26 protein-coding genes, 1 tRNA gene and 1 pseudogene are annotated in these 26,495 nt (G+C 69.7%); 10 read left to right on the forward strand and 18 right to left on the reverse strand.

The features are described from left to right. Positions 1-44: 44 nt before the first annotated feature. The 3 genes and pseudogenes from QM711_RS10930 to rpsA form a co-directional block, all read right to left on the reverse strand. The gene (locus tag QM711_RS10930; protein ID WP_415099202.1) at positions 45-782 is read right to left on the reverse strand and encodes a hypothetical protein; all 738 of its coding nucleotides are present in this window, start codon (positions 780-782) and stop codon (positions 45-47) included. Positions 783-807: 25 nt separating this feature from the next. Continuing rightward, complete coding sequence (coaE, locus tag QM711_RS10935; protein ID WP_415099204.1) at positions 808-1,434, reverse strand: dephospho-CoA kinase; 627 nt, start codon at positions 1,432-1,434, stop codon at positions 808-810. A gap of 109 nt (positions 1,435-1,543) precedes the next feature. Further along, positions 1,544-3,002: pseudogene (rpsA, locus tag QM711_RS10940) on the reverse strand (30S ribosomal protein S1). Between the two features lie 265 nt (positions 3,003-3,267). Between rpsA and QM711_RS10945 the strand changes: the two are divergent. Continuing rightward, positions 3,268-4,002, forward strand: a complete 735-nt coding sequence (locus QM711_RS10945) for an NAD(P)-binding domain-containing protein (RefSeq protein ID WP_415099206.1) — start codon at positions 3,268-3,270, stop codon at positions 4,000-4,002. Between the two features lie 247 nt (positions 4,003-4,249). Here the strand turns inward: QM711_RS10945 and QM711_RS10950 are convergent, their stop codons facing one another. Both QM711_RS10950 and QM711_RS10955 read right to left on the reverse strand, forming a co-directional pair. Then, entirely contained in the window at positions 4,250-5,599 is a 1,350-nt protein-coding gene (locus QM711_RS10950; protein ID WP_415099208.1) for a dicarboxylate/amino acid:cation symporter, read from the reverse strand. A 328-nt stretch (positions 5,600-5,927) separates the two neighbouring features. Beyond that, entirely contained in the window at positions 5,928-6,992 is a 1,065-nt protein-coding gene (locus QM711_RS10955) for a class I SAM-dependent methyltransferase (protein ID WP_415099210.1), read from the reverse strand. A 162-nt stretch (positions 6,993-7,154) separates the two neighbouring features. Between QM711_RS10955 and QM711_RS10960 the strand changes: the two genes are divergently transcribed. Together QM711_RS10960 and QM711_RS10965 are read left to right on the forward strand one after the other, a co-directional pair. Then, positions 7,155-9,479 (forward strand): BTAD domain-containing putative transcriptional regulator, encoded by a 2,325-nt coding sequence (locus tag QM711_RS10960; protein WP_415099212.1) that lies wholly within the window; start codon positions 7,155-7,157, stop codon positions 9,477-9,479. Further along, on the forward strand, positions 9,457-10,095 hold the full coding sequence (locus QM711_RS10965; protein WP_415099214.1) for a hypothetical protein: 639 nt from the start codon (positions 9,457-9,459) through the stop codon (positions 10,093-10,095). Before QM711_RS10960 ends, QM711_RS10965 begins: the two co-directional genes overlap by 23 nt. Positions 10,096-10,112: 17 nt before the next feature. Here the strand turns inward: QM711_RS10965 and QM711_RS10970 are convergent, their stop codons facing one another. The 5 genes from QM711_RS10970 to QM711_RS10990 are packed head-to-tail and all read right to left on the reverse strand — an operon-like array spanning position 10,113 to position 14,412. Beyond that, the gene (locus tag QM711_RS10970) at positions 10,113-10,574 is read right to left on the reverse strand and encodes an RrF2 family transcriptional regulator (protein WP_415099216.1); all 462 of its coding nucleotides are present in this window, start codon (positions 10,572-10,574) and stop codon (positions 10,113-10,115) included. Between the two features lie 19 nt (positions 10,575-10,593). Further along, positions 10,594-11,601 (reverse strand): sulfate/molybdate ABC transporter ATP-binding protein, encoded by a 1,008-nt coding sequence (locus tag QM711_RS10975; protein ID WP_415099218.1) that lies wholly within the window; start codon positions 11,599-11,601, stop codon positions 10,594-10,596. Further along, positions 11,598-12,476 carry a sulfate ABC transporter permease subunit CysW gene (gene cysW, locus QM711_RS10980; RefSeq protein WP_415099220.1) on the reverse strand — a complete coding sequence of 293 codons (879 nt, stop codon included), beginning with the start codon at positions 12,474-12,476 and terminating at the stop codon, positions 11,598-11,600. The genes QM711_RS10975 and cysW overlap by 4 nt, the downstream gene beginning before the upstream one ends. Beyond that, entirely contained in the window at positions 12,473-13,378 is a 906-nt protein-coding gene (gene cysT / locus QM711_RS10985; protein WP_415099222.1) for a sulfate ABC transporter permease subunit CysT, read from the reverse strand. The genes cysW and cysT overlap by 4 nt, the downstream gene beginning before the upstream one ends. Beyond that, positions 13,375-14,412, reverse strand: a complete 1,038-nt coding sequence (locus tag QM711_RS10990; RefSeq protein WP_415099224.1) for a sulfate ABC transporter substrate-binding protein — start codon at positions 14,410-14,412, stop codon at positions 13,375-13,377. Before QM711_RS10990 ends, cysT begins: the two co-directional genes overlap by 4 nt. A 259-nt stretch (positions 14,413-14,671) precedes the next feature. Between QM711_RS10990 and QM711_RS10995 the strand changes: the two genes are divergently transcribed. Together QM711_RS10995 and QM711_RS11000 are read left to right on the forward strand one after the other, a co-directional pair. After that, complete coding sequence (locus QM711_RS10995; RefSeq protein ID WP_415099226.1) at positions 14,672-15,238, forward strand: maltokinase N-terminal cap-like domain-containing protein; 567 nt, start codon at positions 14,672-14,674, stop codon at positions 15,236-15,238. Positions 15,239-15,302: 64 nt separating this feature from the next. Continuing rightward, on the forward strand, positions 15,303-16,025 hold the full coding sequence (locus QM711_RS11000; RefSeq protein ID WP_415099228.1) for a hypothetical protein: 723 nt from the start codon (positions 15,303-15,305) through the stop codon (positions 16,023-16,025). Between the two features lie 6 nt (positions 16,026-16,031). Here the strand turns inward: QM711_RS11000 and polA are convergent, their stop codons facing one another. After that, positions 16,032-18,713 carry a DNA polymerase I gene (gene polA / locus QM711_RS11005; protein ID WP_415099230.1) on the reverse strand — a complete coding sequence of 894 codons (2,682 nt, stop codon included), beginning with the start codon at positions 18,711-18,713 and terminating at the stop codon, positions 16,032-16,034. A gap of 88 nt (positions 18,714-18,801) precedes the next feature. Here polA and QM711_RS11010 point away from each other — a divergent pair, with 88 nt between their 5' ends. Both QM711_RS11010 and QM711_RS11015 read left to right on the forward strand, forming a co-directional pair. Continuing rightward, positions 18,802-19,203 carry a PaaI family thioesterase gene (locus tag QM711_RS11010; RefSeq protein WP_415099232.1) on the forward strand — a complete coding sequence of 134 codons (402 nt, stop codon included), beginning with the start codon at positions 18,802-18,804 and terminating at the stop codon, positions 19,201-19,203. Beyond that, complete coding sequence (locus QM711_RS11015; protein ID WP_415099234.1) at positions 19,200-19,961, forward strand: putative protein N(5)-glutamine methyltransferase; 762 nt, start codon at positions 19,200-19,202, stop codon at positions 19,959-19,961. The genes QM711_RS11010 and QM711_RS11015 overlap by 4 nt, the downstream gene beginning before the upstream one ends. A gap of 235 nt (positions 19,962-20,196) precedes the next feature. Here the strand turns inward: QM711_RS11015 and QM711_RS11020 are convergent, their stop codons facing one another. Both QM711_RS11020 and QM711_RS11025 read right to left on the reverse strand, forming a co-directional pair. Continuing rightward, on the reverse strand, positions 20,197-20,376 hold the full coding sequence (locus QM711_RS11020; protein ID WP_415099236.1) for a hypothetical protein: 180 nt from the start codon (positions 20,374-20,376) through the stop codon (positions 20,197-20,199). A gap of 127 nt (positions 20,377-20,503) precedes the next feature. Beyond that, positions 20,504-21,121 (reverse strand): ANTAR domain-containing response regulator, encoded by a 618-nt coding sequence (locus tag QM711_RS11025; RefSeq protein WP_415099238.1) that lies wholly within the window; start codon positions 21,119-21,121, stop codon positions 20,504-20,506. Positions 21,122-21,238: 117 nt separating this feature from the next. Here QM711_RS11025 and QM711_RS11030 point away from each other — a divergent pair. From QM711_RS11030 to QM711_RS11040, 3 genes are all read left to right on the forward strand, one after another. Continuing rightward, positions 21,239-21,321: transfer RNA gene (locus tag QM711_RS11030), tRNA-Leu, on the forward strand. A gap of 71 nt (positions 21,322-21,392) precedes the next feature. Then, the gene (locus QM711_RS11035) at positions 21,393-22,043 is read left to right on the forward strand and encodes a GntR family transcriptional regulator (RefSeq protein ID WP_415099240.1); all 651 of its coding nucleotides are present in this window, start codon (positions 21,393-21,395) and stop codon (positions 22,041-22,043) included. Next, positions 22,040-22,351: a hypothetical protein gene (locus QM711_RS11040; RefSeq protein ID WP_415099242.1), complete on the forward strand. Its 312-nt coding sequence runs from the start codon at positions 22,040-22,042 to the stop codon at positions 22,349-22,351. Before QM711_RS11035 ends, QM711_RS11040 begins: the two co-directional genes overlap by 4 nt. Here QM711_RS11040 and QM711_RS11045 read toward each other — a convergent pair. The 5 genes from QM711_RS11045 to QM711_RS11065 form a co-directional block, all read right to left on the reverse strand. Next, complete coding sequence (locus QM711_RS11045; protein ID WP_415099244.1) at positions 22,317-23,303, reverse strand: DMT family transporter; 987 nt, start codon at positions 23,301-23,303, stop codon at positions 22,317-22,319. The two genes, QM711_RS11040 and QM711_RS11045, sit on opposite strands and share 35 nt — an antisense overlap. Positions 23,304-23,311: 8 nt before the next feature. Next, positions 23,312-24,085, reverse strand: coding sequence for an amino acid ABC transporter ATP-binding protein (locus QM711_RS11050; protein WP_415099246.1), 774 nt, complete (start codon positions 24,083-24,085; stop codon positions 23,312-23,314). A 3-nt stretch (positions 24,086-24,088) separates the two neighbouring features. Further along, complete coding sequence (locus QM711_RS11055) at positions 24,089-24,940, reverse strand: amino acid ABC transporter permease (protein ID WP_415099248.1); 852 nt, start codon at positions 24,938-24,940, stop codon at positions 24,089-24,091. A gap of 30 nt (positions 24,941-24,970) precedes the next feature. Next, a complete protein-coding gene (locus QM711_RS11060; protein ID WP_415099250.1) occupies positions 24,971-25,855 on the reverse strand; it encodes an ABC transporter substrate-binding protein in 885 nt (294 codons plus the stop codon). 65 nt (positions 25,856-25,920) lie between these two features. Continuing rightward, complete coding sequence (locus QM711_RS11065; RefSeq protein WP_415099252.1) at positions 25,921-26,418, reverse strand: hypothetical protein; 498 nt, start codon at positions 26,416-26,418, stop codon at positions 25,921-25,923. Positions 26,419-26,495: the final 77 nt, after the last annotated feature.

Raw genomic sequence — 26,495 nt, forward strand, 5'->3', positions numbered from 1 at the left:
AGATTTCGCCGCTCCGGAGCCGCCGGTGGGACCGGACGAGGTTGTCAGCCGCTGATCTGGTCGAGGAACCGGCGACGCATCCGGGAGATCTGGTCCTGCCGCTGGCCGGACGTGCCGGACGGCTGCAGGACGATCACCGCCATAGCCTCGCCGTCCTCGTCGCGGTCGATCGCCACCCGGGCCTCGGCGTCGACCGTGCGGCCGTCCCGGGTGCCCGATGCCGCGGCGGTTCCGGTCTCCACCGATCCCCTTCCGCCCTTGGTCGTGCGCACGACGCTCCGCTTGCGCAGGCTCACGGTGTGCCGGGTGAGCAGGCGCTGCGCCTCCTCGACGGCGGTCGCGTCGTCACCGGCGGTGAACACCCGGAAGATCATCGTCGCCCCGCCGCCGACGAGCACGAGCTGGTTGTCGCCCAGGTCGTCGATCGTCCAACCGTCCGGCCAGGAGACGGTGTGACCCTGGACATCCGTTGCGTTCTCGGAGTCGTCCGGCTCCTCCGCTGAGGTGGACGCACTGTCGACAGGCCAGGTCGGGCCGGACTCCCGCTGCTGGCTGCTGAGGATTCCCAGCACCGCCAGACCGGCCACCGATCCGCCGATCACCGCCAACACCCGCCGCCGGGACGGGTCGGACGGTCCGCCCGGCGGGGGTCCGGACGGCGCCCGTCCCGGCACCAGCCGCGAAGTCGACCGCGGCGCGGGATCCCGCCACTGTCCGGGCTCAGCGGGCTGGGACGTCGAACCGGGATAGTTCTCGAACGTCGGCGGCGGGGTCCTGCTCATGCCGTCACGATGCCACGGCCCGGGCCTACGTCCGGGGAAGCCGGACGAGTCGGTTCCACAACTCGTCCACCGCGACCGTCAGCTCCGCGGGCGAACCGTTGTTGTCGACCACCTCGTCGGCAGCCTCGAGCCGCTGCTCGCGTCCGGCCTGCGCCGCGATCCGGGCCCGAGCCTGCTCGGCGCTCAGCCGGTTGCGGGCCATCAGCCGCTCGAGCTGGACGGCCGGGTCGACGTCCACCACCACGACGACGTCGAACGCGTCCCGCTGGCCGGTCTCGACCAGCAGCGGGATGACCTGGACGACGATCGAACCGAACGGCGCCGCCCGGGTGAGTTCCGCCGCCCGGGCCCGGACGGCCGGATGGACGATGCCTTCGAGGTCGCGGCGGGCGTCCGGATCGGCGAAGACGACCGCCCCGAGCGCGGCCCGGTCCAGCTCTGCCGGCTCGCCGGGGCGCAGCACGCCGCGTCCGAACCGGGCGACGATCGCCGCCAGGCCGGGGGTTCCGGGTGCCACCACCTCGCGCGCCAGCAGATCGGCGTCGATCACCACCGCGCCGTGCTCGGCCAGCTGGTCCGCCACCGCCGATTTGCCGGACGCGATCCCGCCGGTCAGCCCGACCAGCAGCACACCGGGGAACTCGTCACTCATCCGGCCAGCATGCCCGGCCGGCACCACCGCGTCCATCGGCCCCGGAAACGCCGGCCGGCCCGGCTCCCCGAAGGGAACCGGGCCGGTCGAGCAATCGTGTCCGGACGGCTCAGCGGCTGCCGGTGAGCCGATCGCGCAGAGCCTGCAGCGCCTCGTCGGAGGCGAGCGAACCCTCGGCCTGGGTGGTGGGCGCACCGCCTGCGGAGTACGCGGCCGCGCTGACCTCGGCCACCGCAGCCTCGGCGCCGGCCGCCTCGGCGTCCTTGACCTGCTGCTTGTGCGCCTCCCAGCGGGCCTGGGCCTCGGCGTACTGCCGCTCCCACGCCGCCTGCTGCTCCTCGTAGCCGGGCTTCCACTCCTGGGTCTCGGGATCGAAGCCCTCGGGGTAGATGTAGTTGCCCTGGTCGTCGTAGGACGCGCTCATGCCGTACAGCGCCGGGTCGAAGTCGTCGGCATGCATGTCGACGCCCTCGTTGGCCTGCTTGAGCGAGAGCGAGATCCGGCGACGCTCGAGGTCGATGTCGATGATCTTGACCATCACCTCGTCGTTCACGCTGACCACCTGCTCGGGGATCTCCACGTGCCGCTCGGCCAGTTCGGAGACGTGCACCAGGCCCTCGATGCCCTCTTCGACGCGGACGAACGCACCGAACGGCACCAGCTTGGTGACCTTGCCCGGCACGATCTGGCCGATCTGGTGGGTCCGGGCGAAGGTCTGCCACGGATCTTCCTGGGTCGCCTTCAGCGACAGCGAGACGCGCTCGCGGTCCATGTCGACGTCCAGCACCTCGACGGTGACCTCGTCACCGACGGTGACCACCTCGGACGGGTGATCGATGTGCTTCCAGGACAGCTCGGAGACGTGCACCAGGCCGTCCACGCCGCCCAGGTCGACGAAGGCACCGAAGTTGACGATCGACGAGACGACGCCCTTGCGGATCTGACCCTTGGCGAGCTGGTTGAGGAAGGTGTGACGGACCTCGGACTGGGTCTGCTCCAGCCAGGCCCGACGGGACAGCACCACGTTGTTGCGGTTCTTGTCCAGCTCGATGATCTTGGCCTCGAGCTCCATCCCGACGTACGGGCTGCAGGTCGCGCACCCGGCGCATCTCGACCAGCGAGGCGGGCAGGAAGCCGCGCAGACCGATGTCGATGATCAGACCGCCCTTGACCACCTCGATCACCTTGCCGGTGACGACGCCGTCGGACTCCTTGACCTTCTCGATCGTGCCCCAGGCGCGCTCGTACTGAGCCCGCTTCTTGGACAGGATGAGGCGGCCTTCCTTGTCCTCCTTCTGCTGGACCAGGGCCTCGATCTCATCGCCGACCGCGACGACCTCGAACGGGTCGACGTCGTGCTTGATGGAGAGTTCCTTGGAGGGGATCACGCCTTCGGTCTTGTAACCGATGTCGAGCAGGACCTCATCCCGATCGACCTTGACGACGGTTCCGGTGACGATATCGCCGTCATTGAAGTATTTGATGGTTGCATCCACCGCAGCCAGGAAGGCTTCGGGGGAACCCAGGTCGTCGATGGCGATCTGGGCTGCCTCGGGAGAGGAGGTCATGTAGTAGGGCTCCGATTGATGATGGGACGTCGTGGGCGCGCCGCAACCCTGCTCCTTCAGAATCGCTTCGCCGGGGATCCCGAGAAACTTCATCCATGGGGCGTGCGGTACCTGCTAGGTCTGTAGGCCCACAGATTGCAACGCTGCACCACCCTACCCAGCGGCCGCGAAAAGGGTCAATTTCGCGCCCACCAACGGGGGCGTCCCGGCCCGGTTCCGCGTCTTGGATGTGGAAGTCTCGCAGGGCACCCATCGAGGAGGACGTATGACGCAGGACACCGCCGAGTATGCCGTGATCGGGGTGGGCTCGATCGCGGAGGCTATCGTCACCGGATTGAGCCGTTCCGACGAGCCGCCGACGATCCTGCTGTCCCCGCGCAGCCGGCAGCGGACGGCGCGGCTGGCGGCCCGCTACCCCGCCGTCCGGGTCGCCGCAGACAATCAGGCTGCGGCGTCCGGGGCCGGAACGGTGCTGCTCTGCCTGCGACCGCAGGACGCCGCCGAGACCCTGGCCACCCTGCGTTTCCGCGCCGACCAGCGACTGATCAGCGTGATGGCGTCGGTTCCGTCGGCCGAGCTGGCCCGGTTGACCGGACCCGTGGCCGAGATCTCCCGGGCGATCCCGGCAACCGCGGTCGCCGCCGCCGGTCATGGCTTCACCCCGGTTTTCCCCGGCGGCAGCGCCGCCCAACGGCTGTTCGACGGCCTGGGCGGCTCGATGGTGCTGGGCTCCGAACAGCTGCTGGACGCGGTCTCGGTGGCCAGTGCCACGGTGGCCGCCCATCTCGCCTACCTGCAGACGGTCTCGTCCTGGCTGGTCGGGCAGGGAGCCGGGTTGGAGGACGCGCAACGACTGATGGCGTCCGTGTTCGCCGGCGCCACCGCCGAGTTCGCGGACGAATCCGATTTCGTCGCGCTCGCCCGGCACCACGCCACCCCGGTGGGCTCAACGAGCACTTCGAACGGTCGCTGCGGGGGGCGGGGGTCTTCGCCGCGGTGACCGGCTCGCTCGACTCGATGCTCGACGGGCTCCCCTCCTGATCCGGAGAGTCCCGCGCTCGGTCGAGCTCGTCGGGACGCCGTAACGCCACTGTCCGCGGTGACCGCGGGAACCGTCCCCGGTGACCCTGGGGACGGTTCTCCTGGTCACCGGGGACGGTTCTCCTGGTCACCGGGGACGGTTCTCCTGGTCACCACCTGCGCACGGAGAAGGGTGACGAAAGCGCAACTGGCGGCGAGGAACCGGCTCAGACCGCGGCCGGCTCCGGCTCAGCCGCGCGGGCCGGGGTCTGGACGCCGTTGTAGACGTCCTGGTCGAGGATGCCGTTGCGCTTGGCGACGATGGTCGGCACCAAGGCCTGACCGGCGACATTGGTGGCCGTCCGGGCCATGTCCAGGATCGGGTCGATGGCCAGCAGCAGGCCGACGCCCTCCAGCGGCAGCCCCAGGGTGGACAGGGTCAGGGTGAGCATGACCACGGCACCGGTCAGCCCGGCGGTGGCGGCCGATCCGACCACGGCGACGAAGGCGATCAGCAGGTAGTGGGTCAGGTTCAGCTGGATGCCGAACAGCTGGGCCACGGTGATCGCGGCCAGCGCCGGGTAGATCGCGGCGCAGCCGTCCATTTTGGTGGTGGCGCCGAGTGGCACCGCGAAGGACGCGTACTCGCGCGACACGCCGAGCTTGTCCACGGTGGCGCTCTGGGTCAGCGGCAGCGTGCCGATCGACGAGCGGGAGACGAAGGCGAACACGATGGCCTCCCAGGCGCCGGCGAAGAACCTGCGGACACTCAGCCCGTGCAGCTTGAGCAGCACCGGGTAGAGGCCGAACAGCACCAGCGCGCAGCCGAGGTAGACGTCGACGGTGAACACCGCGAGCGGTGCCAGCAGATCCCAGCCGTAGGTCGCGACCGCCTTGCCGATCAGCGCCGCGGAGCCGATCGGAGCCAGCCGGATCACCCACCAGACCAGCTTCTGGGCGACCGCCAGGACGCTCTCGGCGAAGCCGATGAACGGGGCCGCCTTCGCGCCGGCGGCCAGCGCGGCCGCACCGAGCGCGATGCCGATCACCACCAGTTGCAGCACGTTGAACGACAGCGAACTGCTCACCGCGATGGTTCCGGCGGTCTCGGTGGCCTTGCTGCTCACCTCGAGGCCGAGGATGTTGCCGGGGATCACCGACTTCAGGAAGTCGAGCCAGCTGCCCTGGGTGGCGACCGCCTTGGCGCCCACGGTGCCGATGGAGGCACTCGAGCCCGGGTTGGTGAGCAGGCCGATTGTGATCCCGATGACCACCGACACCAGCGCGGTGATGGCGAACCAGAGCAGGGTCTGGAGCGCCAACTGAGCGGCGTTGGCGACCTTGCGGAGTTGGGTGATCGAGACGATCAGCGCGGCCAGCACCAGCGGCACCACCAGCACTCGGAGCAGCTGGACGAAGATGGTGCCGACCGTGTTCATGGTCTCGGTGAGCCAGCCGAGACTGAGGCTGCGGGCGAGGAAGCCGAGCAGGATGCCGGCCGCCAGGCCGACCAGGACCTGTGCCCAGAACGGGAATTTACGGCGTGCCGAAACGGCCGCCGTTGCGGATGAGGACATGTGGAAGTGAACCTTTCGAGTGGGGGTGGAAGATCGGGTGGGGGCGCGCGGGAACGTCCGCTCAACCGCGCATCAACACAGGCAGCTGGCGTCCAGCCGGTGGTCAACCACCCGGCAACTCCACAACAGCGGCATGCAGACACCCGTCCCTTCCACCTCGCGACAACCGGCACCAGTCGAGGCCTATTCCCGATCCGGAGAGGAATTCTGCGTCGCTTCGGACGCCCCCACCGGCACGGCGCGCAAAGGGCCGTCCCCAGTGACCGTGGGGACGGTTCCTTTGGTCACCGGGGACGGTTCTCTTGTCGGCACCAGCGCCTGCCCGGGGTCAGCCGTGCAGGCGGTAGAAACGGAAGATGTCGTGCTCGATCGGGAGGATGTCGACATCGGCGAAGCCGGCCCGTGAGGCGTACTCACGGAGCATGGCCGGGCGCAGCACGGTGCCGGTCGCGGCCGAGTCGGGGTGCGAGCGGCCGTCCGGCAGGCAGATCATCACCGAGTAGCCGTAGAGCAACTGCTCCACCGGATCCCCTGCTCCGGTGAAGGTCTCCGGCGCGCGCTCGTCCATCACGATCACGGCGCCGCCGGGTGCGCAGAGTTCCCGCATCTCGGCGAGCACCGCGACCGGGTCGGCCATGTCGTGGACGCATTCGAAGGCCACGACCAGGTCGTAGGAGCCGGGACGGTCGATCCGGGAGCCGTCCAGCAGGTGCGAGCGGACCCGGTCGGCGAGGTGATAGCCGGCCGCATGCTGGTTCGCCGCCCGGACCGATTCGGCGTCGATGTCGAAGGCGTCCACCCGGACGTCCGGGTAGGCCAGCGCGATGCCGACCGACGACCAACCCTCGCCGGCGCCGATATCGGCGACCCGTCCGCCGGCCAACAGTGCCTGGTGGACGTCGGGGATCGACGGCAGCCAGTGCTGGCCGAGCACGGTGAGGAAGAGCGCCCGGTTGCCCTCGGCCTGACCGATCCGCATCTCGGGACCGTAGCTGGACCAGGGCACCCCGGCACCGGTGTGGAAGGCGTCCACCACGGCCGGCAGCTGGGTGCCCGCCGCACAGATCGCGTTCAGGAACGGCGGGAAGTAGGCCAGGTCGTCGGTGTCGACCAGGACCGGGACGTGGTCGGCCGGCACGCTGAACCGGCGGTCACCGGCGTCCAGCGCCGGGTCGGCGACGTCCAGCAGTCCGGCGACCGTCTGCTGCTCAAGCCACTCGCGGACGTAGCGGACGTCGGTCTCGGTGCGCGCGGCCAGCTCGCCGGCGGTGCTGGGGCCGGCCTGGTGCAGCGCCCGGTACAGGCCGAGCCGGCTGCCGATCGTGACGGTCAGCGCGTCCAGGGCGCCCAGCGCCGAGCCGAACATGCGCTCGGCAAGGGTGTCGGTGTTCATGGTTGCTCCTCTGTTTCGGTGGAGCCCTCCCCCACCGCTGCCGATCAGCCTGGTGGCGGCGGCTGACGCCGTCCTGACCACGCCTGACACCGCACTGACAGCCGGCTGTCGCGCCGCCGGTGACCCCTGGACGGGCGGACCTCGCTGCGGCAGGGTGACCGAATGGCGGATGCGGCACAGCCGACGTTGCGGGCCCTGGTGCTCGGCGAGCCGACGGTCGTGGTCGGAGGCGTCGCCACCGGGTTCCCGCCCGGGCGCCCGGGTGAGCTGCTCGCGGTGCTGCTGCTGGCCCGCGGCCGGACCGTCTCGACCGGGACGCTGATCGACCGGATCTGGTCCGTCGACGACATCCCCGCCGATCCGCGCGCCGCGCTGCACACCACCGTCCGACGGCTCCGCCGGGCGCTCGGGGAGGCGGGCCGGCTGATCGTCCAACGTCCGCCCGGCTACGCGCTGCCCCGGGAGTCGGTCAGCGTCGACGCCGAGGACTTCGCTGCTGCCCTCACCACAGCGATCGGCACGGAGGACCTGGGCGAACTGGAGGGCGTCCTGGCCGGCTGGCGCGGCGAGCCCTGGGGCGGTTTCGCCCCGGGTGCCGCCACTGAGGAGGTACGCCGGCTGCGTGCCCTCGTCGACCGGGCCCGGACGGCGCGAGCCGATCTGCTGCTCCGCGACGGCAGGCACCCCGACGCCGTCGCCCAGGCCCGCGACCTGGTCGCCGAGGCGCCGCTCGCGTCGGCGCCGGTGGCGGTGCTGATGCGCGCCCTGGCGGCCTGTGGCGATGTCGCCGAGGCCCTGGCCGCGTTCGGGGAGCACCGCCGGCGGTTGGCCGACGAGCAGGGCCTCGACCCGTCGGCCGACCTGCTCGCCCTCCAGCAACGGATCCTGCGTGGGGAACCCGGTGCGGCACCACGACTGACCGCCACCGACGCCGTCCCAGCACCGGTGCCGTCCGCCCTGCCCCGTCCACGACAGCGGCTGCACGGACGGGACGCGCACCTGCGAGCCCTGGCCGGCATGCTCGAACCCGGCCGCTGCGTGACGGTGGTCGGTCCCGGCGGGGTCGGCAAGACGGCGGTGGCGGCGAAGCTGTGTGCCGATGCGCCGGGCCCGGCCTGGTGGGTCGACCTGGCCGAACTTCGGTCGGAGTCGGACGTGGTGCCGGCGGTGGCCGGTCAGGTCGGCGTCCGGACCCTGGGCGGCGATCAGCGCGACGGCCTGCTGGCCGCGTTGCGCGGCACCCGGGGCCTGCTGGTGCTGGACAACTGCGAACATCTGCTCGGCGCCGTCGCCGAGCTGGTCGAGACCGTGCTGGCACCCGGCGCGGACGTCGCGGTGCTGGCCACCAGCCGCGAGCGGCTCGGCGCCTCGACCGAGCAGGCGTTCCCGCTGCCGCCGCTGCAGTTGCCCGGCCCCGCCCGCACGCCGGCGTCGCTGCAGGAAGCCGTGGCCGGATCGCCGGCGGTGGCGTTCTTCGTCGAGCGGGCCGCCGCGGCCGATCCCGGACTGGTCTGGGACGCCGCCGCCGTCCGCGAGGTCACCGAGTTGGTGATCGAACTCGACGGGCTGCCGCTGGCCATCGAGTTGGCCGCCGGACGCAGCGCCGCGATCGGGTTCGCCGAGCTGCGGGAGCGGCTGTCCGGCCACCTGGGCCTGATCCGGTCCGGTTCGCCCCGGCTGCCGGCCCGGCACAAGACACTGACCGCGACCCTGGACTGGTCCTATCAGCTGCTCTCGGACGCCGAGCGCGACGTGCTCCGGGGACTGGCGGTGTTCGCGGGCTGGTTCGACCTGGCTGCCGTGGACGCCGTGCTCGGGACGGACGCGGCGGCGATCGTCCCCGATCTGGTGGAGCGCTCGCTGCTCGTCCGTAAGTCCGACGGCGGAACCAGCCGGTACCGGATGCTGGTGACCATCCGCAGCTTCGCCGCCGCCGTCACCGGCGACCGGGAGCGGCGCAGCTCGGAGTCCGCGCACGGCGCCTGGGCGCTGGGGTTGGCCGAGCGGGCGGCGTCCGGCCTGGAAGGCCCCGATGAGGGCTACTGGGCGGGGGTGGTGGAGGCTGCCCTGCCGGACCTGGCGGCCGCATTCGGCAACGCCCTCGCCGCCGACGACACCGGCCTGGCCGCCGCACTGGTCGGCTGGCCTGCACCGTTGGGGCGACTACCGGGTGCGGCCGGACGTGCTGGGCTGGACCGGGCAGCTACTCGGCCGGCGGCGGGACGGCTGGCCGCCCGGGGTCTACCTGGCCGCCGCCACCCACGCCTGGATGCAGGGCAGTCCGCGCGACGGGCTGGAACTGGCCGACCTCGCGGTGCGGGCGGCCCGCGAGGTCGGATCGCCGCTGCTCGAGGGTCGCGGCCACGAGGCTGCGGGCGACCTGTGGCTGGCACTGGGCGACCTGGACGCCGCCGCCGCCGCGTACCACCGCGCGGAAAGCGCCGCCACCGAGGCCGGACACCCGTTGGATCCGCTCCTGGCCGCTGACGGCGTGCTGCTGGCGCTGGCCTGGTCCGGTGCCCCGGTCGCCGGCCAGGTACGTCGGGTGCTCGACGCGCTGCCCGCGGTGACCAATCCGACCGCCCGCTCGCTGAGCCTCTATTGCGTCGGCGAGGCCTGGGCGAGCAGCGATCCGGCGGCCGCCGTCGACGTGCTGACCGAGGCCGTCGGCATCGCCGAGCGGGCCGGCTGCACCCTGGTGGTTTCGGTGGCGACCACGGCGCTGATGGCGCTGGTCAGCCGCTCCGGCGCGTCCACCGACAGCGACCTGGCTCGGCTCAGTTCGACCGTGCGGGCCCTGGTCTCCGCCGGCAACCACAACCTCCTGGTCACCCTGTTGCGCAATCTGTCCTCGTTGCTCAGCAGCCGCCGGCAGCACGCTGCCGCACTGGAGCTGCTGGCGGCGCTCGAGGTGGCCGCCGGCCAGCGTCCCTCCTGGGGTGCGGAGGCGGAGGCGATGCGCTCGGTCGAGGCAGCCGCCCTGACCGGGCTGGACGTCGGCCAGGCACGGGCGGCCCGGCTCCTCGGGCAGGCCCGCAGCCTGACCGACGCGGCGCGCGAAGCCGTCCGGGCGCTCACCGGACCCGACGCGGCCACCGATTGACCGGCACGGAGCGTTCCTCAGCGGCTGACCCAGGCGTCCGGCACCTGGGCGAGCTCGCGGACGTGCGCCGGCAGCCGGCCGGTCCGCAACTGCTCCAACGAGGTGTCGTCCAGCACCTGGCGCAAGCTGGACCGGACCGCCACCCACAGCACCGGCAGATGCTCGGCGACCCCTTCGTAGGAGGTGTGGTGCGGACGCCGTCCGCGGACCTCGGCGAGCGGGCCGTCGACGGCCCGGAACACCGCACCCACCGGTATCTCTGACGCCGGCCGCGCCAGCCGATAGCCGCCGCGGGCCCCCTTGGTGCTGATCACCAGCTCGGCCCGGCGCAGGTCGGCCAGGATCGCCTCCAGGAATTTGCGCGGCAAGCCCTGCGCCTGGGCGAGGGCGTCCACCGAGACCGGCAGGTCGGGTTCGCCGGCCTCGGCGAGCTGCAGCATCGCCCGGACGGCGTACTCGGTCTTGGCGGTGATCTCCACGGTCCTCATTGTGGCCGGTTCACACGGCCAGCGCGGGGAACTCCTCTTCACTCGGCAACGTCCGCGTCGGCACCACCCAGACCAGGTGTCCCACCTCGAGCTGCAGCGCGGCCGCCTCGGACCGGGTCAGCTGGGCGAAGAAGCTCTCCCCGGTATGGGTGTGCCGAAGCTCGACCCGCACCTCGAAACCGAGCCGGACCAGCCGCTCGACCTCGGCCTCGGTGACCCGGACGCCGGTCGAGCGGGCAAGCTCCTCGGCGGTTCCGGCGTCCCGCTCCAGGCGCAGGTCGTGCGGCCGGGCGACCTCACCGTTCAGCCGGGAGACCGAGCCCAGGAAGGACATCACGAACGGGTTCGCCGGGCTCTCGTACAACTCGTCCGGGGTGCCCACCTGCTCGATCCGGCCCTGGTTCAGCACCGCGATCCGGTCGGCGACGTCCAACGCCTCCTCCTGGTCGTGGGTGACCAGCACGGTGGTGACGTGGACCTCGTCGTGCAGCCGGCGCAGCCAGCGCCGCAGGTCGTCGCGCACCTTGGCGTCCAGGGCGCCGAACGGTTCGTCGAGCAGCAGCACCTGCGGGTCGACGGCCAGCGCCCGAGCCAGCGCCATCCGCTGCCGCTGCCCACCGGAGAGTTGGGCCGGGTAGCGGTGCTGGAAGCCGGCTAGGCCAACCACCTCGAGCAGTTCGTCCACCCGCTTGGTGATCTCGGCCTTCGGCCGCTTGCGGATGCTCAACCCGAAGGCGACATTGTCGCGCACGGTCATGTGCTTGAAGGCGGCGTAGTGCTGGAAGACGAAGCCGATCCCGCGCCGCTGCGGCGGCAGCCGGGTGACGTCGTTGCCGGCGATCACCACCGCACCCGAGTCGAGTTCCTCGAGTCCGGCGATCGCCCGCAGCAGGGTCGACTTGCCCGAACCGGACGGCCCGAGCAACGCGGTCAGGGTGCCGGACGGGATCTCGAGCGAGACGTTGTCGAGCGCCTGAAAGGTGCCGTACGCCTTCCGGGCGTCGGTGACGGAGATCATGAGCTGCTCCTTGCATTGCTTTCGTCGAGAACGGGGGTGGCTGCAACCACGGCCGGCACGGCTGTGGTGTGGACGGTCGGCCGCTTGCGGTCGAGCACGGTCATCAGCAGCAGGGTGACCAGGGCCAGGAACATCAGCAGGGTGGCCGCCGCGTACGCCCCGTGGGTGTTGTGGTCGTCGATGTAGCGGCTGTGCACCAGCAGGGTCAGCGTCTGGGAAACTCCGGGGAAGCCGGAACTGACCATGATCACCGCGCCGAACTCGCCCAGCGCGCGGGCGATGGTCAGCACGACGCCGTAGGTGAGGCCCCAGCGGATGGCCGGCAGGGTGATCCGGGCGAAGGTCTGCCAGCGGGACGCGCCGAGGGTGGCGGCGGCCTGCTCCTGCTCGGTGCCGATCTCGTGCAGCACCGGCTCGACCTCGCGGACGACGAACGGCAACGTGACGAAGATGGTGGCGATCACCATGCCGGGCAGGCCGAAGATGACCCGGATGCCCACGTCCTCCAAGCCGCCGAACCAGCCGTGGACGCCCCAGAGCATGATCAGCGAGACCCCGACCACGATCGGCGAGACCGCGAACGGCAGGTCGACGATGCCGGACAGCAGCCGGCGTCCGGGGAACCGGCCCCGGACCAGCGCCAAAGCGGTGACCACGCCGAAGATCACGTTCACCGGCACGGTGATGGCGACGATCAGCAGCGACAGGTTGAACGCCGAAATCGCCGCGGGCGTCCGGATCGAGGCCCAGAAGGCACCGAAACCTGGCTCGAAGGTTCGCCACAGGATGGTGACGATCGGCACCGCCAGCAGCACCCCGAGGTAGAGCAGGGCGACCACCCGCAGGGTGATCCGGGTGGGGGTTGAGACCTTCACTTCGACCGCTCCTCGCGCTCTTGTCCGCGCGAGGCGAAGAACCGCAGCACCAGCAGTGTGGCGAACGAGATCGCCAGCAGGGCGACCGAGACGGCCGCGGCGTTGACCGGGCGGTCGATCTCGATCTGTTGCTGGATGTACTGGGACGCCACCTGGGTCTCGCGCGGGATGTTGCCGCCGATCAGCACCACGGAACCGTATTCGCCGATCGCCCGGGCGAAGGCGAGCCCACCGCCGGAGATGATCGACGGCGCCAGGGTCGGCAGCACGACGCGCCGGAACGTCGTCCAGTTGCCGGCCCCGAGCGAGGCCGCGGCCTGTTCGACGTCGCGGTCGAGCTCGATCAGCACTGGCTGCACCGAACGCACCACGAACGGCAGCGTCACGAAGGCCAAGGCGACGATCAGCCCCCACCGGGTGGCGTTCAGTTCGATGCCGATCGGGCTGTTCGGCCCGTACAGCGACAGCAGCACGATGCTGGCGACGATGGTCGGCAGCGCGAACGGCAGGTCGATCAGGGCATCGACGAATCGCTTCCCCCAGAACTCGTCCCGCACCAACACCCAGGCGATCAGGGTGCCGACCACCACGTTGAGCAGGGCGACGACCGCCGAGACCAGGATCGTCGTGCCGAGCGCGGCCACAGCGACCGGAGCGGTGACGGCGCCCCAGAAGCCGCCCCAGCCGTCCTCGAACGAGGTGACGGTGAGCGCGGCGATCGGCAGCAGCACGATCAGGCTGAGCCAGGTCACCACCACACCGAGGGTGAGGCCGCTGACCCGCCCGGACGAGCCGGGCCGGACCAGCGGAGACCGGCGACGCGGCGGGCGGCCGTTCGGCGCCGCCTCGCCCGGCGTCGCCGCGGTGGCGGCGCCGGGCGAGGCTTCGGTGGCGATCGTCATGACGTGGCCTTGTCGTAGATCACCGCGATCGTGCCGGTGTCCTTGCCGAACAGGTCCTTGTCGACGGTCGGCCAGCCACCCAGGTCGTCGATCGTCCACAGCTTCTTCGGCGCCGGGAACTTCGCCGCGAACTCCTTGGCGACCGCGGCGTCCACCGGGCGGAACCCGGCTTCGGCCCACAGCCGCTGACCGGCCGGGGTGTAGAGGTAGTCGCGGAACGCCTCGGCTGCCGGCAGGTTCTTGCTGCCCTTCAGCACCGCGACCGGGTTCTCGATCTTGAAGGTGCTGTCCGGGGTGACGTGCTGCACCTTCTCACCCTGGCCTTCCAGGAACAGCGCCTCGTTCTCGTAGCTGAGCAGGACGTCGCCGGTGCCCTGCAGGAAGGTCTCGCTGGCCTCGCGGCCGGACTTCGGCTGGACCTTGATGTGGTCGCCGACCAGCTTGGAGATGTAGGCCAGCCCGGCGCCGGGGTCCTTGCCACCATCGCTCTTGGTCGCATACGGAGCCAGCAGGTTCCACTTGGCCGAACCGGACGAGAACGGGTTCGGGGTGACCACCTCGACGCCCGGCTTGAGCAGGTCGTCCCAGTCCTTGATCCCCTTCGGATTGCCCTTGCGGACCACGATGGTCACCACCGAGCCGAACGGGATGCCCTTGTGTTCCCCGGCGGCCCAGTTCGGGTCGACCAGGCCGGCGTCCACCAGCCGGGTGATGTCGGGGGTCACCGAGAAGTTGACGATGTCGGCCTCGGCGCCCGCGGCCACCTTGCGGGACTGGTCGCCGGAGGCGCCGTAGGACGGCTGGAATCCGATTCCGGCACCCTGCGGCGTTGCGGTGAAGGCGGGGATCACCTTGTCGAAGCCCACCTTGGGAACGGCGTAGGCGTAGAGGTTGAGCACCTTCGACGCACCGGCGGACGTCGACGAAGAGGCGCCTCCGGTGACATCGCTGGCCCCACCCCCGGCGCAGCCGGTCATCGCCATGGCGACGGCTGCCGCGGCGACGGTGAGGACGGCTCTACGTGAGTGGGTCATGGAGGGACTCCTTGTTCTGGTCCGGGCTGGGCCGGACGATTGCCTGCGATTCGGGTTGGATTGGTCTAAGCAACTAACTCCTACGGGAGCAATAGGAGTTTGCACCAGTCCATCCTTCGGGTCAACTCGGCCGTGCTGCGTCTCGCCGATCGGGCACCGCCGCCGAAGCCGGCTCGGCCGGACGAGATGGCGTTCCATGTACTACTAGTCGTAGTAGAGTGCTCTTCTGTACGGACGCCTTGTCCCGAGGGAGGAACCGATGAGTGGTACCGCGAAAATCCACGACGCCGAACTGAAGCCGTCGAAGCTCGAACTCCTGGCCGGGTGGCTGCCGGGCCAGTCCTGGTTCGCCGGGGATGCCGGCGACCTGAGCCGGGTGGCGGCCTATCGCTTCATCGATCCCGAAGGCGAGGTCGGCATCGAAACCCTGCTGGTCGCCTCCGCCGGCGGGCTCTACCAGGTGCCGCTGACCTACCGCCCCGAGCCGCTGGACGACGAGTTCGCGGTGCTGGTCGGCACCATCGAGCACTCCGACCTGGGCACCCGGTACTGCTACGACGCGACGTCCGACCCGGTCTATGTCGCCGAGCTGATCCGGGTGATCCACGAGGCCGACAACGAGGCGGAGCTGTCGCTGGGCGAGAAGTCGATGACGGTGCGCGGCAGCGGGATCACCGTTGTGTCGAACGCGTCGATGGAGGCCGCTCGGCTGGTCCGGGTACTGGACGGCAGCCACGTGCACACCGCCCAGCCGTTGGGCACCCTGACCGGCACCTGGACCCAGGACGGCGTGGAACGCACCGAGATCCTGGCCACCCTGCGCTGAGAGGCTCGCGGCGGAGCCGTCGATCGAGCCGGTCGAGCACTCCGCCGATGGCAGAGTGACCGGCATGACCGACACCGCCACCCACCGGTACCAGCGGCTGAACGCCGTCAACGTGGTCGAGACCACCCGCACCCTGCAGCGGCGGGTCGCCGCCCGGTTTCCCGACCGCGGGCTGCGCCAGGTGGCGGATCAGCTGATCAGTGTCGCCGAACAGGTCGCCGGGTCGGCGTCCACCGCGCGGGTGCGGCTGCGCCGGATCCGGGTCGGCTCGCGGGCGCTCAGCCTGGTCGTCGTCCTGGTCACGATCGTCGCGCTCGTCCTCACTCTGAGGGACGCGGTCAGCAACGGTCCCGAGCGGTCCTTCGAGTGGCTGCCGCTGATCGAGTCGATGGTCAACGACATCGTCTTCGCGGCGATCGCGGTGTACTTCCTGTACGCGCTGCCGAACCGGATCGAGCGCAGCTACCTGCTCGGCCAGCTGCACCGGCTGCGGTCGCTGGCCCACATCGTCGACATGCACCAGCTGACCAAGGACCCCGAACGGCTGCGTCCCGACTTCCGCTCCACCCCCGAGACCCTCGACATCGAACTGTCCACCGCGCAAGCCATGGAGAACTACCTGGACTACTGCTCCGAGATGCTCAGCCTGCTCGGCAAGATCGCCGCCCTGTGCGCCGAGGAGAGCCAGGACTCGGTGATCCTGGACACGGTGAGCACCATCGAGGCGCTGACCAGCGGCATGAGCAACAAGATCTGGCAGAAGATCTCACTACTGCCCGGACGGTGAAACTCGTCAGTGGGCGGCCTCGTGCCAGGACCGGCCAGTGCCGACCGAAACCTCCAGCGGCACGGTGAGATCGACGGCGTGGCCCATTTTGTCGCGAACCAGGGCGTCCATCGCCTCGGCCTCGCCGGGCGCGATCTCGAAGACCAGTTCGTCGTGCACCTGCAGCAGCATCCGGGACCGCAGCCCCCGCTCGGCCAGCGCCGATTCGACGTCGAGCATGGCGACCTTGATGATGTCGGCGGCCGAGCCCTGGATCGGGGCGTTGAGCGCCATCCGCTCGGCCATCTCGCGGCGCTGCCGGTTGGACGAGGTCAGGTCGGGCAGGTAGCGGCGACGGCCGAGCAGGGTCTCGGTGTAGCCGGTCTTGCCGGCCGTCCGGACGACGTCGCGCAGGTAGTCGCGGACGTTGCCGAACCGCTCGAAGTACTCCTCCATCAGGCCCTTGGCGTCGGAGACCGGGATCTTCAGCTGCTGGGACAGCCCGAAGGCGCTGAGCCCGTAGGCCAGGCCGTAGTTCATCGCCTTGATCCTGGCTCGCATGGTGGTGTCGACCTCGTCGGGGCCGACCGCGAACACCCGGGACGCCATTGCGGTGTGGAAGTCCTCGCCGGAGTGGAACGCCTCGATCAGTCCGGCGTCGGCGGAGGCGTGCGCCATGATCCGCATCTCGATCTGGCTGTAGTCGGCGGTCATCAGGGTCTGGTGGCCGGCGCCGACCACGAACGCCCGGCGGATCCGCCGGCCCTCCTCGGTTCGGATCGGGATGTTCTGCAGGTTGGGGTCGGTCGAGCTGAGCCGTCCGGTGGCCGCGATGGTCTGGATGTAGGTGGTGTGCACCCGGCCGTCGTCGGCGATCGACTTCTGCAGGCCTTCGACGGTCTGCCGCAGCCGGATCTGGTCACGGTGCCGCAGCAGGTGTGCCAGGAACGGGTGCTCGGTCTTGACGAACAGCGACTCCAGCGATTCCGCGTCGGTCGTCCAGCCGGTTTTGGTCCGCCGCGTCTTCGGCATGCCCAGTTCGTCGAACAGCACCTCTTGCAGCTGCTTGGGTGAGCCCAGGTTGATCGGCCGGCCGAGCACCGCGAAGGCGTCCGACTCGGCGGTGCGGACGGCGTTGTCGAAGTCGGCGTGCAGCGAGTCGAGGTAGTCGGCGTCCACCGCGATGCCGTCGCGCTCCATGGTGGCCAGGGTGCGCAGCAGCGGAAGCTCGACGTCGGCGAGCAGCGACCCCTCCCCCCGTTCGGCGAGTTCGCCGGTGAGCGCCTGGGCCAGGTCGATCACGGCCCGGGCCCGGATCATCGAGTCCTGCCCCGCCTCGGCGTCCTCGAAGTCGAAGGCGAGCTGGTCGGACGACGCGGCCGCCGGCCCCTCGGCGCTGAGTTCGCGCTTCAGGTGCCGGGCGGTCAGGTCGCCCAGGTCGTAGACCCGCTGGTCGGGACGCAGCAGGTAGGCCGCCAGCTGGGTGTCGCTGGCCAATCCGTTCAACTCCCAGCCGCGCGACCACAGCGCCAGCAGCGGCCCCTTGGCGTCGTGCAGTGCCTTGGCCGCGGTGGCGTCGGCCAGCCAGTTCGCCAGCGCCTGCTCGTCGGCGGGGATCAGTTCGGTCACGTCCAGCCAGCAAGCGGCCCCGTCGGCCGCCGCCAGCGCCAGCCCGGTCAGGTCGCCGGCACCGGCCCGCCACTGCCCGGTGACATCGAGGCCGGTCAGCTCACCGCGTCCGTGCTCGGCCAGCCAATCGGCCAGCGCACCCGGTTCGAGGACGTCGCCGACCACCTCGAAGCCGCCTTCGGGGCCGGTCTGCTCGGCCGGCAGGGTCTCGATCAGCCGGTCCCGCAACACCCGGAACTCCAGCCCGTCGAAGACGGTGTGTACAGCCTCGCGGTTCCAGTCCCGGCGTTCCAGTTCGGGCACCGCGACGGGCAGTTCGAGGTCGCCGACCAGGGCGTTCAGCTCCCGGTTGCGGACGACGTCGTCGAGGTGGGCCCGGAACGATTCGCCGGCCTTGCCGGGGATCTCGGCGGCCCGCCGGACGATGTTCTCCAGCCCCTCGTAGGTGGCGATCCACTTGGCGGCAGTCTTCGGGCCGACCCCGGGCACGCCGGGCAGGTTGTCGGACGTCTCCCCCACCAGCGCGGCCAGCTCGGGGTACTGGGCGGGCGGCACGAAATAGCGATCGAGCACCGCCTGCGGGGTCATCCGGGCCAGGTCGGAGACGCCCTTGCGCGGGTAGAGCACGGTGACGTCGTCGGTGACCAACTGCAGGGTGTCGCGGTCGCCGGTGCAGATCAGCACCTTGAGGCCCTGCGCGGCGGCCTGCCGGGCCAGCGTGGCGATGATGTCGTCGGCCTCGAAGCCGTCCAGCTCGACGTGGGTGACGTTGAGCGCGTCCAGCACCTCTTTGATCAGCGCCACCTGGCCGGTGAACTCCTGCGGGGATTTGGAGCGATTGGCCTTGTAGTCGGTGTACAGGTTGCTGCGGAAGGTCTGCCGGGAGACGTCGAAGGCGACCGCCAGGTGGGTCGGCTGCTCGTCGCGCAGGACGTTGATCAGCATCGAGGTGAAGCCGTAGACCGCGTTGGTGTGCTGGCCGGTGGTGGTGGAGAAGTTCTCCACCGGCAGCGCGAAGAACGCCCGATACGCCACCGAATGGCCGTCGATCAACAGCAGGGTGCCCGGGGTTTCGCTCACCTCAGCGAGGGTAGCGGAGGCCACCGACAAAGTCCGAGGGCACCGGACGCCGGGGACGGCCCGGGAGCGATGTGGGATCGTAGGCGGCATGAGTCTGCCGGAGTGGGCCGTGGGGATCCGGAGCGCCCTGGACAACAAGATGGGCCTCGAGCTGATCGAGGTCGGTCCGCGGCGCACCCGCGGCCGGGTGCCGATCGAGGGCAACACCCAGCCGTTCGGACTGTGGCACGGCGGGGCGTCCTGCGTGGTCGCCGAGACCCTGGCCTCACTGTCGGCCTACGCCGAGGTCGGCCCGCAGGGCAGGGCGTTCGGCGTCGACATCAACGCCACCCACCACCGTCCGGGCACCTCCGGCTGGGTGCATGGCGAGGCCACCGCACTGCACATCGGCGGCCGGCTGGGTAGCTGGGAGGTGGTCCTCACCGACGACACCGGCGAGCGGATCTGCACCGCCCGGGTGACCTGCGCCCTGGTCCGGCCGCGGAGTTGACGACGCCGGACGACGTGGTGGCCGCGCTGCGGGCGGCCGGCTGTGTGTTCGCCGAAGAGGAAGCGGAGCTGCTGCTGGCCGCACCCGGTCCGCTGGCGCCGCTGCTGGAGCGAAGGGTCGCCGGCGAGCCGCTGGAGCAGGTGCTGGGCTGGGCCGGGTTCGACGGTCTCCGGGTGGCGATGGCGCCAGGCGTGTTCGTCCCTCGACGTCGTTCCGAGCTGCTGGTCCGGCTGGCGGCGGACGGCGTCCGGGCCGGCGACGTGGTGGTCGACCTGTGCTGCGGCAGCGGGGCGCTCGGGCTGGCCCTGAGCAACCGCGTCCCCGGCGTCGACCTGCACGCCTGCGACCTCGACCCGGACGCCGTGCGCTGCGCCCGCGGGAACCTTCCCGGCGCATCGGTCTGGCAGGGCGATCTCTGGGGCGCCCTGCCGGTCCGGCTGCGCGGGCGGGTCCAGGTGGCGCTGGCCAACGCCCCCTATGTGCCGTCCGAGGCGATCGCGCTGATGCCCACGGAGGCCCGCGATCACGAACCCCGGCTCACCCTGGACGGCGGCGGCGACGGGCTGGACGTCCATCGCCGGATCGCCGCCACCGCCCGGGATTGGCTGGCTCCCGGTGGACGGCTGCTGATCGAGGTGTCGGACGCCCAGACCGGCCCGGCAGTCAGCCTTTTCGAGCGGGTCGGGCTGCTGCCCGCCGTCCACACCGACGATGACTTGGACGCCACCGCGGTGGTGGGCACATCGCCACTCGAGTAGCGCAGGTGACCGGGAGAACCGTCCCCGGTGACCAGAAGAACCGTCCCCAGTGACCAAAAGAACCGTCCCCGGTGACCAACAGAACCGTCCCCGGTGACCAGAAGAACCGTCCCCAGTGACCAAAAGAACCGTCCCCGGTGACCGAAAGAACCGTCCCCGGCATGCGGCTGCGCCGGCCCACCGATGGTGCGGTGGACCGGCGCAGTTCTCGTCGTCAGTCGATCGAATCCGGGTCTCAGGCTCCCGGCCCGTCGAACCCGGCGGCGATCAGTCGCCGTAGGATCCGCGGGTTGCCGTCATCGGTCGCGACCCCGTGGTCGGTGTCGTCGGCGGCCACCGCATTCCGGATGGCGCCCTTGATGCCCTGGTAGAAGCGCCCATCCCGAAGGGATGCGAATGCCTCTGAGCTGTTCACTTGTCCTCACTCCTTGCGTTGAATACCCGTCAGTATACCGAGTTGCGTGCGGCCCCGCCACTCGCTGACGGGGGCGAGCCGCGCGATCAGGATCGACGCGGGCCATCCGCTCGATCCACCGATCGAGTCAGCGCTTGGGCTTGGCGCCGGCCTTGGAGTGGCCGATGACGCCCTCGGCGACCTCGCGCATCGACTTGCGCAGATCCATCGCGGTCTTCTGGATCCAGCGGAAGGCCTCCGGCTCGGTGAGCCCCAGCCCCTCCATCAGCAGGCCCTTCGCCTGCTCGACGATCTTGCGCGACTCGAACCGCTCCTGAAGGTCCTCGACCTCTTCCTCGACAGCCCGCAGTTCGGCGTACCGGGCCATCGCCACCTCGATCGCCGGCACCACGTCGGAGGCATCGAACGGCTTCACCACGTAGGCCATGGCGCCGGCCTCGCGAGCCCGCTCGACCAGTTCGCGCTGGGAGAACGCGGTCAGCATGACCACCGGAGCGATCCGCTCCTCGGCGATCGCCGACGCCGCCGAGATGCCGTCCATCTTGGGCATCTTGACGTCCATCACCACCAGGTCGGGCTCGAGCTGACGGGCCATCGCCAGTGCCTGCTCGCCGTCGCCCGCCTCGCCGATCACCTCGTACCCCTCGGCGGTCAGCAGCTCGACCAGATCGAGCCGGATCAACGCCTCATCCTCTGCGACAAGGACTTTCGCGCGGCCGGCAGGCTGTGCAGCATCGGACGTCATTGTCTGCCCTTTTCTGTCGTCGAGACGGTGGCCGGTCGAGGCCCATGGAGCACCTTACTCCGTCGCGCACCGCTGATGAGATCGCGACCGCGAATGTGGCATGATCATAGGGCTCCAGCCGGGGTGGCGGAATGGCATACGCGGACGGCTCAAACCCGTCTGCCCGCAAGGGCATAGGGGTTCGACTCCCCTCCTCGGCACTGACCGGATGAACGCCCGCCGGAGGCCCGGCCGCTGTATCCTCGCCGGTATACCTGTCGAAGGAGACCCGGTGGCCACTCAACGATCGACCCAGACGATCGCGGCCGATGCCGTCCATGAACACCTCCGCAACGCGATTCTGAGCGCCGAGTACCGGCCCAACCATCGCCTGGTCGAGCAGGAGCTGTCGACGCAGCTCAAGGTCAGCCGGACGCCGGTCCGCGAGGCCCTGCTGCGGCTCAAACAGGAGGGCCTGGTCGTCCAGCAGAAGGGCTGGGTGGTCCGCGACCACGCCCCGCACGAGATCGTCGAGCTGCTCGAGGCCCGGGTCGAACTCGAGGCCGCCGCCGCTCGGCTGGCCGCCGGCCGGATCAGCCCCGAGACCCTCGCCACCCTGCTCGAGCTGATCGAGAGGATGGAGCACACCGAGGCCCGGGTCGAGGTCAACCAGCTCAACGACGAATTCCACTCCCTGATCACCCGGTCCGCGGGCAACCACGTGCTGGCCGATGCGGCGCGCAGCACGATGATCAACTACTGGAACTTCAACGCCCCGGTGGTGTTCACCGAGAAGGACATCCGCACCGTCAACGAGGAGCACCGGGCGCTGCACGCGGCGCTCGCGGCCGGCGACGGCGAGGCCGCCGGCGTCATCGCCCGGACCCACATCCAGCGGACGGCCGACATCATCACCCGCGCCCTGCGACTGGATCCTCGGTGACCGACCGCCCATTGCCGCTGACCGCCTCACACAGCCATCTGTTCCGCGGCGCGCGGTTGCGGGCGCGCAGACCCGCGCTGGAGGTGCCGCTGCGGCCGGCGGACGTCCGGCTGGCGTTCAGCGACGGCGTCGAGGTGACCGGCGAACTGGTGGGGACCGGGGACGGCGACGTCCTGTTGTCCCTGCCCGGCTATCGGACGGCGGCCGGGGCGTCCATCGGCGCTGCGCTCTGGCCGGTGCTCGAGGTGGCCGACGACACCGATCCCGGGTACCTCAGCCTGCGGCTCGGTCCGCGGCTTGACGGCTGAGCGGCCGGTCCGGACGCAGCGTGCTGACGCCGAACAGCGCGACCCCGGCCAGCACGATGCCCATCCCGGCCCAGGCCTGCCAGCCGGGTCGTTCGGCGAGCACCAGGACACCCAGCGCGATGCCGACCAGCGGCTGCAGGTAGGTGTTCAGGCTGGTGATCGTCGAGCCCCAGGTGGCGATGAAGTAGAAGAACATCACGTAGCCGAAAGCCGAGCCGAGGACTCCCAGCTCCAGCACGGCCAGCAGTGACGGCCAGCCGACTTCGGTGGGCAGCCGCCAGTCCCCGGTGATCAGCAGGACCGGCGCCAGCCAAAGGGTGCCGAAGCCGAGCTGCAGCAGGGCCGTGAGCAGCGGGTGCAGCTGCGAGACGAAGCGCTTGGTATAAACGTTGGCCACCGCGTAGTTGGCCGAGGTCACCACGATGATCGCCGACCAGAACAGGCTGTTCGACCCGGCCGGCGCACCCAGGGTCAACACGACCACGCCGGCGAAGGCGAGGGTCACCGCGAGCATCCGGCCGATGCCGAAGACCTCCGTCCGCAGGCCGAGGGTGGCGATCAGGAAGACGAAGATCGGCGTTGTGCTGGACAGCACGATCGCGGTCGACGAGTTCACCCAGACCTGGGCCCAGGTCAGCAGGGTGTACGGCAACGCGATGCTGATCAGGCCGAGCAGCACGAAATGGGCCCACAGCCGGGCGCTCCGCGGCCATCGGGGCCGGATCACGGCGACCACGCCGGCCAGGATCACCGTGGCCAGCAGCATCCGGATGAAGACGATCTGGAAGGGCGTGAACGCGTCCAGGGCCAGCGCGGTGAAGAAGAAGCTCGAGCCCCACACCGTGGTCATCACGGCATACAGCACGACCCGGCCCGGGGTCACCGGGCCGGGCACGACGGTGTGGTGCGGGCGATCGGCCCGCACCACACCGGTCTGGGATGAGTCGGTCACGATAGTGGTCAGGACTCCATCGCGGTCAGGAAGCTTCTGGTGCGGTCATGCTCCGGCTGGGTGAGGATCTTCTCGGCCGGCCCCGCTTCGACGACCCGGCCGTCCACCATGAAGATGATGTAGTCCGCGATGTCGTGCACCAGGGGGATGTCGTGGGTCGCCATCAGCATGGTGGCCTTGTTGGCGGCCATGCCTTTGATGACGTTGGCGACCTCGACCCGGAGTTCGGGGTCGAGGGCACTGGTCGGCTCGTCGAGCAGGATCATGGTGGGATTCATGGCCATCACCCGGGCGATCGCCACCCGCTGTTGCTGGCCGCCCGAGAGCTGCGCCGGATAGCGGTCCTCGCGTCCCACCAGGCCGACTCGCTTGAGGGCGTCCATGGCCGTCGCCTCGGCTTCGGCCTTCGGCCGCCCGAGCACCTCGATCTGTCCGTACATGACGTTGGAGACCGCGGTCATGTGCCGGAACAGGTTGAAGTTCTGGAACACCATGCCGATCCGCGCCCGCTGCGCGGCAGCTTCCTTGTCGCCCAACGGCTCCAGGTAGTCACCGACCTTGCGGTAACCGATCAGTTCGCCGTCCACCTCGATCGTGCCCGAATCGATCGGCTGCAGATTGTTGACGCAGCGCAAGAAGGTCGACTTGCCGGCACCGGACGGCCCGATCAGGGCCACCACCTCACCGGAATGCACCTTGACCGAGACGTCGTGCAGAACCTTGACCTCCCCGAACGACTTGTAGACGTGCTGGGACTCCATTTTCAGTGTTGGTTCAGACATGGCTTACCTCGCTGGGTATCGGCGCTCAAGGAACTGCTGGAGGAACGTGATGATCGCCGTCAGCACGAGGTACCAGAACGCCGCGACCAACAGCAGCTCGAGGTACTTGAAGTTGGAGTAGTAGATGCGGCTCACGGTGAGCAGAAGCTCCATGTACCCGATGGTGTAGGCCAGGGAGGTGTTCTTGATCATCATGATGTACTGGTTGCCGGCCGACGGAAGGATGATCCGGAAAGCCTGCACGAGAACGATCTGGGTGGTGATCTTCCGGCGCGGCAGGCCCAGTGCCGTGGCGGCGTCCCGCTGGCCCTGGTCGACGCCGAGGATGCCCGAACGGACCACCTCGGCCATGTAGCCGGTCTCGGCCAGTGACAACGCGAACAGGCCTGCGACGAACGGCGTGAAGAAGACGCTCGCCGGCTGGTCGACCCACACCACGTCGGTGAACGGGATGCCGATCCGGACCTGGCCGATCATCCGCGGGATGGCGTAGAACCAGATCAGCAGCTGAACCAGCATCGGCGTCCCCCGGAAGAAGAACACGTAGGCCGCGGCCACCCCGGAGAGCACCCGGTTGTTCGAGATCCGCATCAGCGCGACCAGGGTGCCGAGCACCAGAGCGATCGCGGTGGACAGCGTGGCCAGGCTGACCGTGCCCCACAGGCCGGCCCAGATCTGCGCGCCGAACAGGTAGCGCGCCACCGTTGCGAAGTCGAAGACGCCCGAGATCGCAAAGCTGACGATCACCCAGCCGACGATGACGATGACCACCGCGGCCTGGATGAACTGCCCCCAAGGAAACTTCGCCCGGACCGGGAAGTAGACGCCCGTGGACGCCTCGGTCGCGGTGGTCATGGCAGCACCAGCCGCATCACGGCGAGATGATCACGGCTTCGCATTGAGGTCACCGTTCAATGCCGGCTTCTTCAGCCCACCGCGGTCGATGCCCCACTTCTCCAGGATCTTGTCGTAGCTGCCGTCGGTCATCATCTGTTGCAGGGTGTTGTACACCGTATTGCGCAGCGCGGTGTTCTGCTTGGTGAAGGTGTAGTTGATCAGGTAGTCCACCAGCACGTAGTCACCGATGGTGACCAGGTTGTTCGGGTCCTGCTTGACGATGTACTGGCTCTGCGCCACGTCCGGGGTGTAGGCCACGATCCGCTTGGACAGCAGGCCCTGAACGCCGAGGTTGGTGTTGGTGTAGGGCTCGACCTGGATCGGGTTCCCCCCGCACTTCTCGTTCTCCTTCGCGATCGCCGCGGCCAGCGTCGTGGAGCCCTCGAGCATGCCGATCTTCTTGCCGCACAGATCCTGGGAGGTCTTGTACTTCCCCTCGTCCTCCTTGCGCAGGATGTAGGTGGCGCCGGACTGGAAGTAGCCGACCATATCGACCTGGGCGAGCCGATCCGGGTTCGGGCTCATCCCGCCCGAGCCCATGTCGAACTGGTTGGACTGCAAGCCGGTGATGATGGCCGAGTAGTCCACCTGCTGCCATTCCACCTTCAGGTTGAGCCGCTTGCCGATCTCGTTGATGAAGTCAACGCTGAAGCCCTGGACGGTGGTGTCACCCTCTTTGAAGAACTCGCCGGGAATGTAGGCCTGCTGTGAGCCGACCTTGAGCACGCCGGGCGTGAGGGTGTGAACCTCGGCCGTCGTTCCCGACGGCGAGGAACTGCTGCTACTGCTCGGGCCGACGCATGCGGTCAGCAATAGGGAGGCCGTCGCGACGGCGGCAGCCGCGCGCAGGCCGGTACGAAGTGTGCGCAACATGGTGCTGCTCTCTTTCTCTGGTGCGGATTGATGCCTTCTGTCGGGTGTGAGTGCGGATCGGTGGTTCATCGGGTGTCGGCGGAACGGCCGGGCGCCACGGCGGGAGCCGGCCGGTCGAAGTCAGGGCACTCGGCAGCGGAGTCGAAGATGGCCTGAACCTCGTGCCGGTAGTCCAGCGGGAACTCCTGCTCGGCCAAGCCGTCGGGGACGCGCTGCCAGTAGAACCGCGGCGGCCGCATCGGCTTCCCGGGCCGGCTCAGCACATAGGTGAACGCGTCGTAGGTCTCGCCGTCGTCACCGCGGACGGTCAGGAAGATGATGTCGAAGTCATCGAAATCATCGTTGACGCGGTCATCGTTCACCTCGAAGACGATGCCCCGGGCGGTCTTGCCGAGGGTGCCGACATCAGCGAGGTGACACCAGCCCCGGTCCGTCCGATCCCCCGCGGCACGGAACTGGATCTGATGATTCGGTGCGGTGGCCTTGGTGATCGCCACCGCCTCGGGAAGGTACTTGCGCAGCTCGGCCTCGAGCAAATAGGTGCAGTAGCCGAAGTAATACATACCGGTCTCCTCCCGGCGGCACACCCTGCGCCGCCTGTATGGTGCACCGTACACGACTTGGTATACATTGCCTAGAT

Source organism: Micropruina sp., assembly GCF_047602385.1.
Classification (GTDB): Bacteria; Actinomycetota; Actinomycetes; order Propionibacteriales; family Propionibacteriaceae; genus Micropruina.